Raw genomic sequence first — 14,614 nt, forward strand, 5'->3', positions numbered from 1 at the left:
CTGGAAATAGACGCATGTGCGGCATATTGTCGGACTATGCCTAGCCTGAGAGTCGCCGAAGCAGCCCGGTTCCTGGGAGTCAGCGATGACACCGTCCGGCGTTGGATAGAGCACGGTACCCTGACCGGCAGCCGCGACGCCAGTGGCCGGCAGGTGATTGACAGCCTGGAACTGGCCCACCTGGCCCGGCAGCAGGCCCATTTGCCCGAAGACCCCACGGAAATTGCCAGCTCTGCCCGGAACCGTTTCGTGGGCCTGGTGACTGAAATCGTGATGGACAAGGTGATGGCCCAGGTCGAGCTGCAGTGCGGTCCCTTCCGGGTCGTATCACTGATGAGTTCCGAGGCCGTCCGTGAGCTTGGGCTGGAACCGGGTTCCACGGCCACCGCCGTCGTCAAGGCGACCAACGTGATTGTCGAAATGCCCCCGGCGCGGAAGCAGCAGTAATGCCCTCCAGGAATCTGGTTCGCCGCCCTGCCCGTGCTGTCGCCGTCTGGCTGGCCGCGGCGCTGGCGCTGAGCGCGTGCGGCAGCACACCGTCCTCCTCCTCCTCCGATGCGGAGGCCGGGCAGGAGGTGATGGTTTTCGCCGCTGCGTCGCTGTCGGATCCTTTTTCCAACGTGGCCGCAGAGTTTGAGGCTGCCCACCCCGGGACCACCGTGCGGCTGAACTTTGCCGGGTCAGCCGACTTGGCAAGCCAGATCCAGTCCGGTGCCCCGGCAGACGTTTTTGCTTCAGCTGACGAAGCCAACATGGAAAAGATCACCGGCGACGGACTGGCCGGCAGCGATCCGGCACCCTTCGCCGTCAACACCCTCACGATTGCCGTGCCGCCGGGCAACCCCGCCGGCATCACCGGGTTCGCGGATTTGAGCGACCCGGCCCGCCAGGTGGTGATGTGCGCCGAGCAGGTGCCGTGCGGTGCCGCAGCGGCGAAGATCCAAGCAGCCACCGGGACGAAGATCGCCCCGGTGAGTGAGGAGACTTCGGTCACCGGCGTCTTGGGGAAGGTGGCCTCCGGGGAGGCTGACGCCGGGCTGGTTTATGTGACCGATGTGCTGGCCGCTGCCGGCAGCGTGGAGGAAGTCGCGTTTCCGGAAGCCAGCGGAGCGGTGAACACCTACCCGATCGTCCGTATTCTCCAGGCCCGCCAGCCGGAGCTGGCTAACGAATTCATCCGCTTTGTGCACAGCAGTGCCGGGCAGGACATTCTGCGGAAAGCGGGTTTCGGTGCGCCCTAGCGAGCTGCCCCCTCTCCAGCGGCGACGCAGTCCGGGAACCACGGCCGGCCGGCCTGCAGGGGCACCGCAGTGATCCAGCTGCCGCGCTGGGTTCTGGCTGCCGCGGGTCTGGGAACGGTCTTCCTGCTGCTGCCGCTGGCCGCTGTTACCGCGGAGGTGAACTGGGGTCAGTTCATTCCGCTGGTCACTTCCGAATCCTCATTGGCTGCGCTCTCACTCAGTCTGCGGACCGCTGCCGTCAGTACCCTGCTGTGCGTGCTGCTTGGGGTGCCGCTGGCTCTGGTCCTGGCCCGGCAGCAGTTTCCGGGTAAACGGCTGGTGCGGGCGCTGGTGCTGCTTCCGCTGGTGCTGCCTCCCGTGGTCGGGGGCATTGCGCTGCTGTACACCTTCGGACGGCAGGGACTGCTGGGTGGTGTGCTGGAGGTCCTGGGCGTGCAGATCGCGTTCTCCACCGCCGCCGTCGTCCTGGCGCAGACGTTCGTGGCACTGCCGTTCCTGGTGCTCAGCGTCGAAGGCGCGCTGCGGACGGCGGGCACCCGGTACGAGGCCGTGGCCTCGACCCTGGGCGCCGGTCCCGGCACCGTCCTGCGGCGGGTCACCGTTCCACTGGTTCTCCCGGGGCTGGCCTCCGGGGCAGTCCTCTCCTTCGCCCGCTGCCTGGGGGAGTTCGGAGCCACGCTGGCGTTCGCCGGGAGCCTCCAGGGCGTCACCCGGACCCTGCCGCTGGAGATCTACCTGCAGCGCGAGACTGACGCTGATGCCGCCGTTGCCCTTTCCCTGGTCTTGGTGGCAGTCGCCGTGATTGTCGTTGGCCTCTCCTACCGCAGTACGTCCGCCGGTACAGCAATGGTGCGTCCATGAGGCTGGACCTGCGGGCCGTGGTTGCCGAGCGAGGCATCGACGTGACGCTGGAAATAGCGGCCGGTGAAACGGTGGCGCTGCTCGGGCCCAACGGCGCCGGGAAGTCCACGGTGGTCTCCCTGATCGCCGGATTGCTGCAGCCCGAGGCGGGCCGGGCTGAGCTCGGCGGGAAGCTGCTGTTCGACGTCGGCGCGGGGGTCCGGGTGCCGCCCCACCGCCGGGGTACTGCGCTGCTGGCCCAGGAGGCGCTGCTTTTCCCGCACCTCACGGCAGAGGAGAACGTGGCCTTCGGGCCACGAAGCGCCGGGGTTCCCCGGCGGCAGGCCAGGAGCACGGCGCGGTTCTGGCTGGAACAGGCCGATGCGGCCGGTTTTGCCTCCCGAAAACCCGCCGAGCTGTCCGGGGGACAGGCGCAGCGGGTGGCACTGGCCCGGGCCCTGGCGGCGGAGCCGTCGCTCCTGCTGCTGGACGAGCCCATGGCAGCGCTGGACGTGGAAGCGGTTCCGCTGATGCGCCGGCTGTTGAAACGGGTGCTTGCGAAGCGCAGCGCGCTGATCGTAACGCACAACGTCCTGGATGCGCTGACCCTGGCGGACAAGGTGCTGGTCATGGAGGGTGGGCGGATTGTGGAGTCAGGGAGTCCGGCGTCCGTGCTGAGCCAGCCCCGGACCCGGTTCACTGCGAGCCTGGCCGGGCTGAATACTGTCAGGGGCACCTGGGAACGCGGCCGGCTGGTGACGCGGGAGGGACTGGCGCTCACCCTGCGGGATCCGGAATCCTTACCGCAGTCCGCGGCAGTTCCCGGGGGTTCGGTGATAGCCGCTTTCCCGCCGTCGGCGGTGAGCGTCTTCGCCGCGGGGGCGGTGCCGTCCACCATGAGCGGCGCAGACATCCTGCTGGCCACCGTGACAGATCTGGAGCCGCACGGAGGACACATCCGGGTGCGCGCGGCCGGGCTGGCCGCGGACATCAGCCCGGTCCAGGCCGCGGAGCTGTCCCTGATGGTCGGCCAGGAGGTCTGCTTGGTGCTGCAGTCGGCTGCCGTCTCCTGCTATCCGGCCTAATCCGTCCGATCCGGGAACAGCTGTACTCCGGCAGCACCGCGGTCACAGCCCGGCGGATACCTTCCAAATATCGACGTTGGTGCCGCCGCGGGTGATCTCATCGATCCGCTCCAGTTCCCACGGCCGGAAGTCCGTGTTGGCCAAGGCACCGAGGTTCTCATCCACCTGGGCGGTGGAGGAGGCACCGAGGAGCACGGACGTGGCACCTCCCTCCCGCAGAAGCCACGCGATGGCAAGCTGGGCGAGCGTCTGGCCGCGTTCACCGGCAAGTTCATTCAGCGCCCGCGCCTTGGCGAGGTTGTCTTCGGTGAGGTGATCCTGGAGGGACGTCCGGCCCCCGGAGGGCTCGGCGCTGCCGCCGAGATACTTGCCGGTCAGCAGGCCCTGGGCCAATGGGGTAAAGGCGATTGAGCCCAGGCCAAGCTCATCCAGGGTGTCCAGCAGCTCCTCCTCAACCCACCGGTTGAACAGCGAATAGGCCGGCTGGTGGATCACCAGGGGAGTGCCCAGGTCCCTGGCCGCGGCCACCGCTGCCCGGGTCCGCTCGGCCGAGTAGGAGGAGAGCCCCACATAGAGCGCTTTGCCCTGCCGGACCAGCGAATCCAGGGCGCCCACAGTTTCCTCAACCGGAGTATCCGCGTCCACCCGGTGCGAATAGAAGATGTCCACGTAGTCCAGTCCCAGGCGGGTCAGTGAGGCTTCGGCAGAAGCAATCAGGTGCTTGCGGGACCCATTGATGCCGTACGGCCCCGGCCACATATCCCACCCGGCTTTGGAGGACACGATCAGTTCGTCCCGGTAGGGGCGGAAGTCGGTCCGGAGCATCCGGCCAAAGTTCTCTTCCGCCGAACCGTACGGCGGACCGTAGTTGTTCGCCAGATCAAAGTGGGTGATGCCGCGGTCGAAAGCATGGCGGAGGATGCCGCGCTGCGTGGCGAAGGGCCGGTTGTCCCCGAAGTTCCACCACAGGCCCAGGCTGATCGGCGGCAGCAGCAGCCCCGACCGCCCCACCCTCCGGTAGCCGGTGGAACCGTAACGCCCGGCCGCTGCCGCATACGGGGGCTGGGAGCCGGGCACCGGAGCGGGAACGACGCCGGTGGCACCGGTGGCCTGGCCCGTTGGCTTTCCGGCGGGGGAACCGGCGGACAGCGTGATGGACAGGGGGCTTGGCACGGTGGAACCTCCGGTGGTGAGCGAACATTTCCGGCCATGTTAGCCCTGGCGCAGCGGCGCTCTGGAAGCGGCGGAACACAGCGTCATCCGGGCTCATCTTGATGAAATACGGCGACGTATCCGGGCTTTTCCGCGGCCCAATGCGACGGTCCGTGACGAAGTTTCGCACCACATTTCGAAGCGATACCTGCCGTGACAGGACAGTTGCCGGCCGGCCGCCGCTGGTCCTTACTGTTACCCGTACCGCCGAGCCAAACTCCGGCTGCGGACGCAGTTTTCCCACTCCCGGAAGGACCCGTTCATGGCAAGCAGCCGCTATGCCCCCGTTTTTGGCAGTTTTCTCCGTACCGGCACCGCTTTGGGTGTCCTGGCCCTGGCCCTGGCTTCCTGCTCCGGAGCGCCGGCAGCAGGACAGGATGGGGCAGGTTCCTTTGAGGGCCAGGAGCTGAACGTCCTGCTGATCACCTCCCACGAGGGGGCCTCGGAATGGCTGAGCGATGAATTCGAGAAGAAGACGGGCGCCAAAATTAACCCGACGATCGTTCCCTATGACGAAATCGGTTCCACGCTGGCCCTTGACCAGCAGTCCGGGGCGAACCAATTCGATGTCGCCGCACCGTGGTACGTCTCGATCGGCGATCTGGCCGCGGACGAGTCCATCAAGGACCTCACGGAGTGGATCGAGGGGGCAGAGCTGGACACCGAAGATTTCATTCCCTCGATTTACGATCCGTACACGCTGGTTGATGACCGGCGTTACGGGCTGCCCTTCGACGGCGATACCCACGTTCTCTTCTACAACACCGAGGTCCTTGCCCGGAACGGGTTCGATACCCCGCCTGCCACCTGGGACGAGTACCTGGAGCAGTCGCGCACGATCACCGAAAACGAAGGCGCGGCGGGGACCTATGGCGCGGCGGTCTTTGGCCAGAAATCCCCCCTGATCCTCGGAGCCTCCTACGCCAACCGGTTGGCTGGTTTCGGCGGTTCGTTCGTCGACGGCAACGGGAAGCCGACCATTAACACACCTGCTGCCGTGGCCGCGGCGGAAAACCTGGTGGAGTCGGCGAAGTACGCCTATCCCACCGCCGCGGAAACGGACTTCGGTGTCGGCAACGGCGCCTGGTTCGACGGCAAGGTTGGATTCATTGAGAACTGGACCGATCTGGGCGTGGGTTCCGAACTCAACGAGGACTCCAAGGTGGCGGGCAAGTGGGGCGTCGCCACGCTGCCCCTGGGCGGGGCGCAGACTGAAGCGAGAGCCTCCCTCGTGGCGGGATTCACCTGGGTGATTGCCGAAAACACGGAGAAGGAGGACCTCGCCCGGGAGTTCATCGCCTGGGCTTCGTCCTCGGAAGTTAATGAAGCGCTGCTCACGGCTGATCCGCCCACCGGGATCGACCCCAACCGCCAGTCTTCGCTTGAGAGCGAAAGCTACGGCAGCGCCTACCCGAAACTGCAGGACGTCAACCGGACCACCCTCTCCGGGACCCTCGCCTGGCCCACCGGGAAAAACGCCAATCAGGCGGCCCAGATCCTGACCGATGAACTGGCCAAGCTCCTGGCGGGCCAGGGCGGTACAGCGCAGGAGACCCTGGACCGCGTCCAGGCCGAGTGGGAGCAGATCCTTGGCTGACCAAGGCCTGCCAGGGGCAGTTTCGCCGCGCCCGCGCAGCCGGGCAGACACCCGGGCGGGACGGATCTTCATCTCGCCCACGGTGCTTGCTTTGCTGGTGCTCGGCGTGTTCCCGCTGCTGTTTATCCTGGCGGCGGCGCTCACGGAGTCCTCGCTCGGTAAGCCGTTCAAGGAATTCACGGGAACCGCCAACTTCGCCACTGTGCTGGGCGACGGAGACGTCGTCGCAAGTCTTTGGCGCACCGCCGGATACTCGATCGGCGTAACTGCCGCCAGTGTGGTGCTGGGGGTACTCACGGCCACTGCGGTTTATCAGGCTGCCCGCTCCGGGTCACTGGTGCGGACGCTCCTCCTGCTGCCGCTGATTGTTCCGCCGGTGGTCGTTGGAACCCTGTGGAAACTGATTTTCAATCCGGCCGGCGGCCTGCTGGCCACGCTCCTGGGGTTCGCGGGGATCAGTATCCCCGCGCCGCTTTCGGACAGCAGGTTCGCCCTGGGTGCAGTAATGCTGGCGGATATCTGGGAGTGGACACCCCTGGTGTTCCTACTGGTGTTCGCAGCACTGCTGGGCCAGGACCATTCCGTCATCGAGGCGGCCAGGCTCGACGGCGCCCACGGGCGCCGGCTCTTCGCCTCCGTCACCTGGCCTGCCATCGCCGGGACGGTGGCCGCCGCCGCGTTCATCCGCCTGGTGCTCGCCCTGAAAGTCTTCGACCTCATCCATGTGATGACGTCCGGCGGTCCCGGGCAGTCCACCACCACGGTGTCCGCCTTGATCCATCAGGCAGCGCTGAAGGAGTTCGACGTTGGGCGGGCCTCCGCGATCACCGTACTGCTGGCGCTCCTGGTGGCGGCCCTGACCCTGCCGCTGGCAGCACTGACCGCCAGCCGGCGCCGCCGTGAGGAGGCTGCAGCATGAGCGGAGCCCCGGCTCGAAACCTGGTTGAAGCACCACCGGCAGCCGGGGCAGCAGCCCCTGCCGCCGGCACCGGCAGCCGGGCGGCGGCCACCGCCGCCCGTTGCCGGAGAGAGCCGCGTGCGGTTCCGGGCCGCCGGCGCCAACCGGCCCGGAACCGCCGGGCCGGGCGGGCGGTCCGCAGACCGGCCTGGGCCGCGGCGGTTGTTGTCCTGTCCCTGATAGTGGTGCTGGTTCCCCTGGCCTATCTGCTCTCCGTCTCCCTGATGGGACGGGATGAGACGGTCTCCGGCATCCTGTTCAGCACGAATCCGCAGTTCTCCAACTGGGCGGAAGCCGTCCAGGGAACAGACCTGCTCCGCTCCATCGCCAATTCCGGCACCGCTGCACTCGGCGGGGCGCTGCTCTCACTCGCCTTTGGACTGCCCGGGGCCTGGGCGATGGTCCGGCAGGGAAGCGGAGGCAGAGCCTTGGCCAATGTGCTGACCAGCCCCTGGCTGCTGCCGCCGATCGTCGCAGTTATTCCGCTGTTCACGCTGCTGCGGATCCTGGGGCTGAACGATACGCTGCCGGGACTCACCCTGGTGTATGCCCTGATCAACCTCCCCATTGCGGTCTGGCTGCTGGAGGGATTCGTGCGCCGGCTGCCCGGCGAAATCTTTGAAGCCGCCGCAATCGACGGCGCCGGTCCCTGGCGGCAGCTGTCGGCGGTGCTCCTCCCACTGATGTGGCCTGCCCTGATTGCCGTCGGAACCATCATCGCCATCCTCAACTACAACGAGTTCCTGCTCGCAACCTTCCTCACCCAGAGTCCCGACGCACAGACCGCACCGGTGGTGCTGTCCCTCTACTACGGGGACCGCACCCCGCATTTCGGAAAAATCGCGGCCGCGAGCGCCATCGTCGTCCTACCGGTCTTCGCCCTGGCCACCCTGCTGCAGCGCTGGATGGTTGACGGCCTGACCAGCGGTTTCGGCAAATAACCAGCTACGGAAAGGAGGCGCCGTGAGTAAGCGGATCAGCCTCAATGCCTTTGATATGACCACGCCCACCCACCAAAGCCCCGGATTATGGCGGCATCCGGAGAACCGGGCCGACAGCTACAACACCCTCGGTTACTGGACCGGACTGGCCAAAACCCTGGAACGTGGCACCTTTGACGCACTGTTCCTGGCCGACGTCCTGGGTATCTATGACGTCTACCGGAATTCCTCGGCCCCGGCACTGCTGGACGCAGACCAGGTCCCGCTGAATGATCCGTTTATGCAGATCTCTGCGATGGCCGCTGTCACCCGGAACCTCGGATTCGCCGTCACCAGCGCCCTGACCTACGAGCAGCCCTACGCCCTGGCCCGCAGATTCTCCACCTTGGACCACCTCACCGGCGGACGGATCGGCTGGAACGTTGTCACCAGCTACCTGGAATCCGCGGCCCGGAACCTCGGCCTGGAACGCCAGCTTGGCCATGATGAACGCTACGACCTGGCGGAGGAGTTTATGGAGGTCACGTACAAGCTGTGGGAAGGCTCCTGGGAGGAGGGAGCGGTGCTGAAGGACCGTGAGCGCGGTGTTTACACCGATCCCGCCAAGGTCCATCCAATCAACCACAGCGGGGCCTACTACCAGGTGCCGGGGATTCATCTCGCTGAACCGTCCCCGCAGCGGACGCCGGCCATTTTCCAGGCCGGTGCCTCAGCCCGCGGACGCCGCTTCGGTGCCCGGCACGCCGAAGGGATCTTCCTGAACTCGATCCGCCCGGACCTGACCCGCAGGACCACCGACGCGACCCGCGACGAATTCGAGGCAGCCGGCCGGCCCAGGGACGCAGCCAGGATCTACGCCCTGGTCACCGCCGTCGTCGCGGATTCCGACGCTGCTGCGGAAAAGCTCTACCGGGAATACCTGTCCTACTCCTCCCGCGAGGGCGCCATGACCTTCTACGGCGGCTGGTCCGGCCTGGACCTGAGCCGGTACGCCCCGGAGGAGGAGCTGAAGTATCTGGACACCAACGCCGCCCGTTCTGCGCTGTCCATCTTCACCACCGCCGATCCCAGCCGGTCCTGGACACCGAACGCCATCGCGGACTACCTGGGAATCGGCGGAATCGGACCGGTCCTGGTCGGTTCGGCCGAGACCGTGGCCGATGAAGTGGAGCGCTGGGTGGACGAGGCCGGGTTGGACGGAATCAACCTTGCCTATGCGGTCACGCCGGGGTCCTTTGAACAGTTCGTTGACCTGGTGGTCCCTGAACTCCGCAAGCGCGGCCGGGTATGGGACGGCTACGACGGCGCGACCCTTCGGGAGTACGTCGGCGGCGCCGGAAAACCAAGGGTTGCCGACACCCATCCGGCGGCACGCTACCGCGGCGCTTACGCAGGACTGCCCTCTGCCGCCGACTCGCGGGCCACCGAAACCCCGGACGCCATACTCGCCGGCGGCTGAGGTCCTCAGAGCCAGTGCTTGGGGCGGCTGAGCGCCGGAGGCAGAAGCGTGTTGCTGTTTCCGCGGGCGGCGTTCACCTGCTGCTGCGTCAGGAACAGGGCACGGGACAGATCGGCATCCTCCAGCCGGGTGCTGCGCAGGTCCGCGCCAAGCAGGTCCGTGCCGGCGAGATCGGCCCCGCGGAGGTCCGCGCCGATCAGGTACGTCCCGCGGAGGTCCGCGCCGCAGAGGGAAGCCGCACGCAGGTCCCGGCCCATCAGGTCCGCGGAGGGCAGCAGGTCAGCCGCGGTTTCCTGCCTGCCCTCGGCAAAGTAGCCGGCACGCACCTCGGCGCTGACCTCCAGCAGGAGTGCCCGGACCCGTTCGTGCAGTGCGGGCAGATCCAGGGCGCGCAGTGCTGGCGGGCCTTGGGCCAGCTCCCCGCCGATCAACGTGCGGAGTTCCTCCGCCCGCCCCGCAGAGTCCGGGTCGAAGGCCCGCTCGGCAGCCTCGGCGAGGTGCCAGAGCATCTCGTGCAGTTGCCGGGCGGTGGCGAAAACGCTGAACATCTCCCGGGCCAGGTCGGGATGGGTGCGCCAGTCCTCAGCGGGGTAGTAGCCCTGGGATACCGTTTGGCCGGCTCCATGGCAGTCGAACACGGTGCAGCCGGTGAAACCCCGCGGGCGAAGGGAGGCATGGATGGTGCAGGTAAAGTCCCCGTCCAGGTTGCTGCAGGGGGTTCCGGCGGCTTTGTCGACGGCGAAGTCAGCTGACCGCGTGAACCCGAACGCCGTGCAGCACAGCGCATAACACTTGGAGCAGTCCGGGTGGAGCTCGTCCCGCTCATGCAGCGGGGTGAGGGGGAGGAATCGACGTTGGGGAGGTTGTGGGACAGGCATGATTGTTCTTCCGTGAAGTTTCCGGTGGTGGGCCTGGGCAGCCGGAACCCTTGAAGGGTCCCGGCACCGGGGCGCACGAAATCACTGCCCGCCAGGGAGCAGTTTCACGGTTCCGCGTGAAGGCGGAATGGCAGAAAAAGTTCTGCGTCACGAAAAAGAAGAAGTTTGCACTGCTGGCAGGATACACACGCTCCGGACCCGACCGCCAGACGGCCCTGGCCGAAGATGCACCGCCGGAGGATGCGCCGCCGGCGGCAGCTGTTTCGGGAACAGCCGGTCAGCGAACTGCTGGGCAGGGAAACAGCCGGGCAGGGACAGCCGGTCAGGGAAACAGCTGGGCAGCGGCGGCGTCCCGGTGCTCGGGGAGCCCCGTCGTCAGGGCATAGAGCGCATGGTTCAGCGGGCCGGCTGCAATGAGGGCGGTGCAGCGCTCCACCAGGTGCGGCTCGGAAGTTCCGGTTGCCTCCTCATAGCGCGCGGCGGTTTCCTCCAGCGAATCCGGCGAAATCAGCTGGATATACATGAATTCGAGCGCAGGATCGCTGACCTTGGCGGTGGTCCAGTCCAGCACGGAAACGATGCGGTCTGCCTCATCCAGCAGCAGGTGGGCGGGATACAGTTCACCGTGTGTCAGGACGGTCCGCTCCGGCCAGAGCCGGTCATCGCTGAGCCACTGCTCCCAGCCCGCCAGCAGGTCCGGCGCGATCCGGAACTCCTTTTCCACTCTGCGAAGCCCGTCCGCCCAGTGCCGGCGGACAGCGTGCGGCGTTTCGGCCGGAATACCAGCTGCGGCGGCGGCACCGGCATCCAGGCCGTGCAGGGACGCGATCAGCTCCGCCAGAGACTGCAGATAGGCCTTGCCGGACGGGTCGAAATGCCAGTCCGTCTGGTTCTCCGGACCCACGGTCAGTCCGGGGGAGCCGGGCAGCAGCGGGTAGGCAATCAGGTCATCGGCCTGGATCTGCCAATCCGGGACGGCCACCGAAAGCCGCGGACGGACAAAGTCCAGGATGGCCCGTTCCTCGTCCTGGTTCGCCGCCACGTCCGCCCGGCGCGGCACGCGCAGGACCCACCGTTGAAGAACTTGTTCATTGTCCCGCTCAGAGGTTTGCACTTCCGCAGCAAACGCCACCCGGTAGTCCAGGCCGGCTTCGTTGAAGCGGACGCTCCCCGGTTCGAGCAGCAAACCGTGGCGTGCCGCCAGGGCACAAACGTCGTCCGCGCCGAGATCCTCAACCATGCCCATGATCAGCCTTCCTGGATTGATCAGCCATCTTGGATTGATCAGCCTTCCTGGACGTTCACTGCCGTTGATTTCCGCGGCAGGAAGCACCCAGACTACCGACCCCGCGGCCCGTGCTTCACCAACGGGCTGGCCGGCAGTGAAGTACCGGGGCTGCCCTGTATGACAGCACATGGCGCAATATGACCTTCCGCGACGGGGCGCGAAGCCTCATGGCGCAACATTTGGACCGGGCTGAAGGCGCCCCTAGCGTGGGTCCGGAATCAAGAGTTCCAGCCAACGGCCCTGGCCGGCTGGACAGCAACCCTCTCGTCGTAGCGGGGTGCTCCAGGTGAAGATTCGGCCCTGGCGGAGACCTTCCGCAGGGCAAGTACGGCGCCGGCATTGCCCTCACAGCGGCCTGCGCCTCCCCACCCTTCCGCGGTTTGCCGCGGACCCATTCAGGAGAAGAACCGAACCATGAAACTCAGCAGGAAAATCCTGGCTCTTGCCGCAGCACCCCTCCTTGCCCTCGGCATGGCTGCCTGCGGTTCCGCGGCCGGTGACGAAGGTGCGCCGGTGAAAATCGGCGTCGTTGGTGCCAGCGATCCGTACTGGGCCACCTATACCGAGGCAGCCAAGGCGGAGGGTATCGACGTCGAAATCGTCGACTTCGGCGAGTACACCCTGCCCAACCCGGCGCTGTCAGAGGGTGAGCTGGACCTGAACCAGTTCCAGCACATCGTCTACCTGGCCCGCTACAACGTTGCCAGCGGAAGCGACCTGACACCTGTCGGCTCCACCGCCATCTACCCGCTGGGCCTCTACTCCACGCAGTACGACTCCGTGGAAGAGATCCCCGACGGCGCCACCGTGGCCATCCCCAATGATGAGAGCAACCTGTCCCGCGGCCTGCTGGTGCTGCAGTCCGCAGGTCTGGTGACCCTGGAAGGCGGCGGCAGCGCGTTCTCCACCCTCGATGACATCGATGCAGCAAAGTCCAAGGTCAAGGTGACCACCCTGGAAGCGTCGCTGACACCCACCTCGCTGCCCGACGTTGCCGCAGCCATCATCAACAACGACTTCGTGGAAGACGCCGGGCTGAAGTTTGAGGATGCCATTGCGCAGGATGACCCCGCGGATCCCGCGGCCATTCCCTACGTGAACATCTTCGCGGCCCGCGCCGGCGAGGAAAACAATGAGACGTACGTGAAGCTGGTGGAGATCTACCAGAACACCCAGTCCGTCCAGGACGGTGTGCAGGAGGCCTCAGGCAACACCGCCAAGTTCCTAAAAGTTCCGGTGGAGGACCTGAAGACGTCGCTGGAAAAGGTCCAGAAGGACATCGAAGCCCTGGGCTAACCCCGGCCGCATCACCGAAGGGTCCCGGCCGGCGGCAGCAGCTGCCGGCCGGGACACCCGTCTGAAAAACAAGGAACCTTCATGGCCCTCATTTCACTGCAGAACGTCTCCAAGTCCTATCCGCCGGCCCGGAAGGGCGAACCCGCCGTGGCCGCGCTGAAGGAGATCAACCTCGAGATTGAGGCCGGGGAGATCTTCGGCATCATCGGCTATTCCGGCGCGGGTAAGTCCACCCTGGTCCGGCTCATCAATGCCCTCGAAACCAGCACATCCGGCAGCATCACCGTGGATGGGCAGCAGGTCTCCGGGGTTCCCGAGCGGAAGCTGAAGTCATTGCGCCTGGGCATCGGCATGATCTTCCAGCAGTTCAACCTCTTCAACTCCAAGACCGTCCGCAACAACATCGCCTACCCGCTCCGCGTGGCCGGGCGGAGCAAGCCGGAAATCGCAGCGCGGGTGGAGGAACTGCTCGCCTTCGTCGGGCTCTCGGACAAGGCGTCAAGCTACCCCGAGCAGCTTTCCGGGGGTCAGAAGCAGCGGGTCGGCATAGCTCGTGCGCTGGCCGCGTCGCCCAAAATCCTGCTGGCAGACGAGGCCACCTCGGCACTGGACCCGGAAACCACCCACGAGGTGCTGGCCCTGCTGCGCCGCGTCAACCGGGAACTGGGCATCACCATTGTGGTGATCACCCATGAGATGGATGTGATCAAAAACCTGGCCACGCGGGTAGCCGTGATGGATGGCGGCCGGATTGTGGAACAGGGCGAAGTGTTTGAAGTCTTCTCCAATCCGCGCCGCGAATCTTCGCAGAAATTTGTCTCTACCGTGGTCCGGGGCATTCCGTCACCGGATGAGCTTGCCTCGCTGAAGGCCCGCCACGAGGGCCGGATTGTCACCTTGTCCTTCCGTGACGGCGACGAGGCGCAGGCGGGAGTCTTCCTTGAACTTGCCGCAGCCGGTGTGGGATTCGAACTGATCTACGGCGGCATCAATGACATTTCGGGGAGGGCCTTCGGGCATCTCACCCTGGCGCTCAAGGGAGCGGATCAGGCGATCGACGGCGCACTCGCCTCGGTAGGCACAGGCATCAAGGTAACGGAGCTGAGCTGAATGGAAGAACTGATTCCCCTGACGCCCCAGCTGTGGACGGCCGTCGGAGAAACCCTCTACATAGTGGGCCTGAGCCTGCTGTTCGGCGGAGTGGGCGGACTGCTGATCGGCCTGGGCCTTTACACCACCCGCAGCGGAGCGCTGCTGGCGAACCGGGCGGTCTTCGGTACCCTGAACGTGCTGGTGAATGTCTTCCGCCCCATTCCCTTCATCATCTTCCTGCCCGCGGTCCAGCCACTGGCCCGGTCGATCACGGGCAGCGGAATTGGCAACAACGCGATCATCTTCACCCTGTCCCTTGCGGCGGCGTTTGGCATCAGCCGGATCGTGGAGCAGAACCTGCTGACCGTGCAGCCCGGGGTCATCGAAGCAGCCCGCTCCGTGGGGGCAGGGCGGCGCCGGATCATCCTGACCATCCTGATTCCCGAGGCGCTGGGCCCGCTCATCCTGGGCTACACGTTCGTTTTCGTGGCGTTGGTGGATATGTCGGCGGTGGCCGGTTACGTGGGCGGCGGGGGCCTGGGCACCTTTGCGATCCAGTACGGCTACCGGCAGTTCAACCCTGTGGTGACCTGGGCCGCCGTTGCCGTGATTATTGTGCTGGTCCAGCTGGTGCAGTTCCTGGGTAACCAGGCGGCGCGGAAGGCGCTGCGGCGCTAGCGCACGGGACGGGCCGCCCCCCGGCGTCACCCCGGGCGGAAGCGCAGGA

14 protein-coding genes and 1 riboswitch are annotated in these 14,614 nt (G+C 66.3%); of the genes, 11 read left to right on the forward strand and 3 right to left on the reverse strand.

Annotated features, from left to right (window positions below; all coding sequences use genetic code 11):
• Positions 1–36: 36 nt before the first annotated feature.
• From ArtHe_RS05490 to ArtHe_RS05505, 4 genes are all read left to right on the forward strand, one after another.
• Positions 37–447, forward strand: coding sequence for a TOBE domain-containing protein (locus ArtHe_RS05490; RefSeq protein ID WP_066298180.1), 411 nt, complete (start codon positions 37–39; stop codon positions 445–447).
• Positions 447–1,241: a molybdate ABC transporter substrate-binding protein gene (modA, locus tag ArtHe_RS05495; protein ID WP_248319103.1), complete on the forward strand. Its 795-nt coding sequence runs from the start codon at positions 447–449 to the stop codon at positions 1,239–1,241. The genes ArtHe_RS05490 and modA overlap by 1 nt, the downstream gene beginning before the upstream one ends.
• A 69-nt stretch (positions 1,242–1,310) precedes the next feature.
• Positions 1,311–2,102 carry an ABC transporter permease gene (locus ArtHe_RS05500; RefSeq protein ID WP_248319104.1) on the forward strand — a complete coding sequence of 264 codons (792 nt, stop codon included), beginning with the start codon at positions 1,311–1,313 and terminating at the stop codon, positions 2,100–2,102.
• Entirely contained in the window at positions 2,099–3,166 is a 1,068-nt protein-coding gene (locus tag ArtHe_RS05505) for an ABC transporter ATP-binding protein (protein ID WP_248319105.1), read from the forward strand. Before ArtHe_RS05500 ends, ArtHe_RS05505 begins: the two co-directional genes overlap by 4 nt.
• 42 nt (positions 3,167–3,208) lie before the next feature.
• On the opposite strand, the gene ArtHe_RS05510 is transcribed toward ArtHe_RS05505, so the two are convergent.
• Positions 3,209–4,243 carry an aldo/keto reductase gene (locus ArtHe_RS05510; protein WP_248319681.1) on the reverse strand — a complete coding sequence of 345 codons (1,035 nt, stop codon included), beginning with the start codon at positions 4,241–4,243 and terminating at the stop codon, positions 3,209–3,211.
• 397 nt (positions 4,244–4,640) lie between these two features.
• On the opposite strand from ArtHe_RS05510, the gene ArtHe_RS05515 reads away from it, so the two are divergent.
• From ArtHe_RS05515 to ArtHe_RS05530, 4 genes are read left to right on the forward strand one after another with little or no spacing between them, the layout of a single operon-like run.
• Positions 4,641–5,975: a sugar ABC transporter substrate-binding protein gene (locus tag ArtHe_RS05515; RefSeq protein ID WP_248319106.1), complete on the forward strand. Its 1,335-nt coding sequence runs from the start codon at positions 4,641–4,643 to the stop codon at positions 5,973–5,975.
• Positions 5,968–6,894, forward strand: coding sequence for a sugar ABC transporter permease (locus ArtHe_RS05520; RefSeq protein WP_248319107.1), 927 nt, complete (start codon positions 5,968–5,970; stop codon positions 6,892–6,894). The genes ArtHe_RS05515 and ArtHe_RS05520 overlap by 8 nt, the downstream gene beginning before the upstream one ends.
• Entirely contained in the window at positions 6,891–7,874 is a 984-nt protein-coding gene (locus ArtHe_RS05525) for a carbohydrate ABC transporter permease (protein ID WP_248319108.1), read from the forward strand. Before ArtHe_RS05520 ends, ArtHe_RS05525 begins: the two co-directional genes overlap by 4 nt.
• Positions 7,875–7,896: 22 nt before the next feature.
• Positions 7,897–9,333, forward strand: coding sequence for an LLM class flavin-dependent oxidoreductase (locus ArtHe_RS05530; RefSeq protein WP_248319109.1), 1,437 nt, complete (start codon positions 7,897–7,899; stop codon positions 9,331–9,333).
• 5 nt (positions 9,334–9,338) lie between these two features.
• Here the strand turns inward: ArtHe_RS05530 and ArtHe_RS05535 are convergent, their stop codons facing one another.
• Both ArtHe_RS05535 and ArtHe_RS05540 read right to left on the reverse strand, forming a co-directional pair.
• Positions 9,339–10,211, reverse strand: a complete 873-nt coding sequence (locus ArtHe_RS05535; RefSeq protein ID WP_248319110.1) for a pentapeptide repeat-containing protein — start codon at positions 10,209–10,211, stop codon at positions 9,339–9,341.
• A 322-nt stretch (positions 10,212–10,533) separates the two neighbouring features.
• Complete coding sequence (locus ArtHe_RS05540) at positions 10,534–11,628, reverse strand: macrolide 2'-phosphotransferase (RefSeq protein WP_248319111.1); 1,095 nt, start codon at positions 11,626–11,628, stop codon at positions 10,534–10,536.
• Positions 11,629–11,715: 87 nt separating this feature from the next.
• Positions 11,716–11,833: riboswitch (SAM riboswitch) on the forward strand.
• An 80-nt stretch (positions 11,834–11,913) separates the two neighbouring features.
• Here ArtHe_RS05540 and ArtHe_RS05545 point away from each other — a divergent pair.
• From ArtHe_RS05545 to ArtHe_RS05555, 3 genes are all read left to right on the forward strand, one after another.
• Entirely contained in the window at positions 11,914–12,795 is an 882-nt protein-coding gene (locus ArtHe_RS05545; protein WP_066298149.1) for a MetQ/NlpA family ABC transporter substrate-binding protein, read from the forward strand.
• An 81-nt stretch (positions 12,796–12,876) separates the two neighbouring features.
• Positions 12,877–13,905: a methionine ABC transporter ATP-binding protein gene (locus ArtHe_RS05550; protein ID WP_248319112.1), complete on the forward strand. Its 1,029-nt coding sequence runs from the start codon at positions 12,877–12,879 to the stop codon at positions 13,903–13,905.
• Positions 13,906–14,565, forward strand: coding sequence for an ABC transporter permease subunit (locus tag ArtHe_RS05555; protein WP_066298143.1), 660 nt, complete (start codon positions 13,906–13,908; stop codon positions 14,563–14,565).
• Positions 14,566–14,614: the final 49 nt, after the last annotated feature.

It is taken from the genome of Arthrobacter sp. Helios, assembly GCF_023167125.1.
Lineage (GTDB): Bacteria > Actinomycetota > Actinomycetes > Actinomycetales > Micrococcaceae > Arthrobacter_B > Arthrobacter_B luteolus.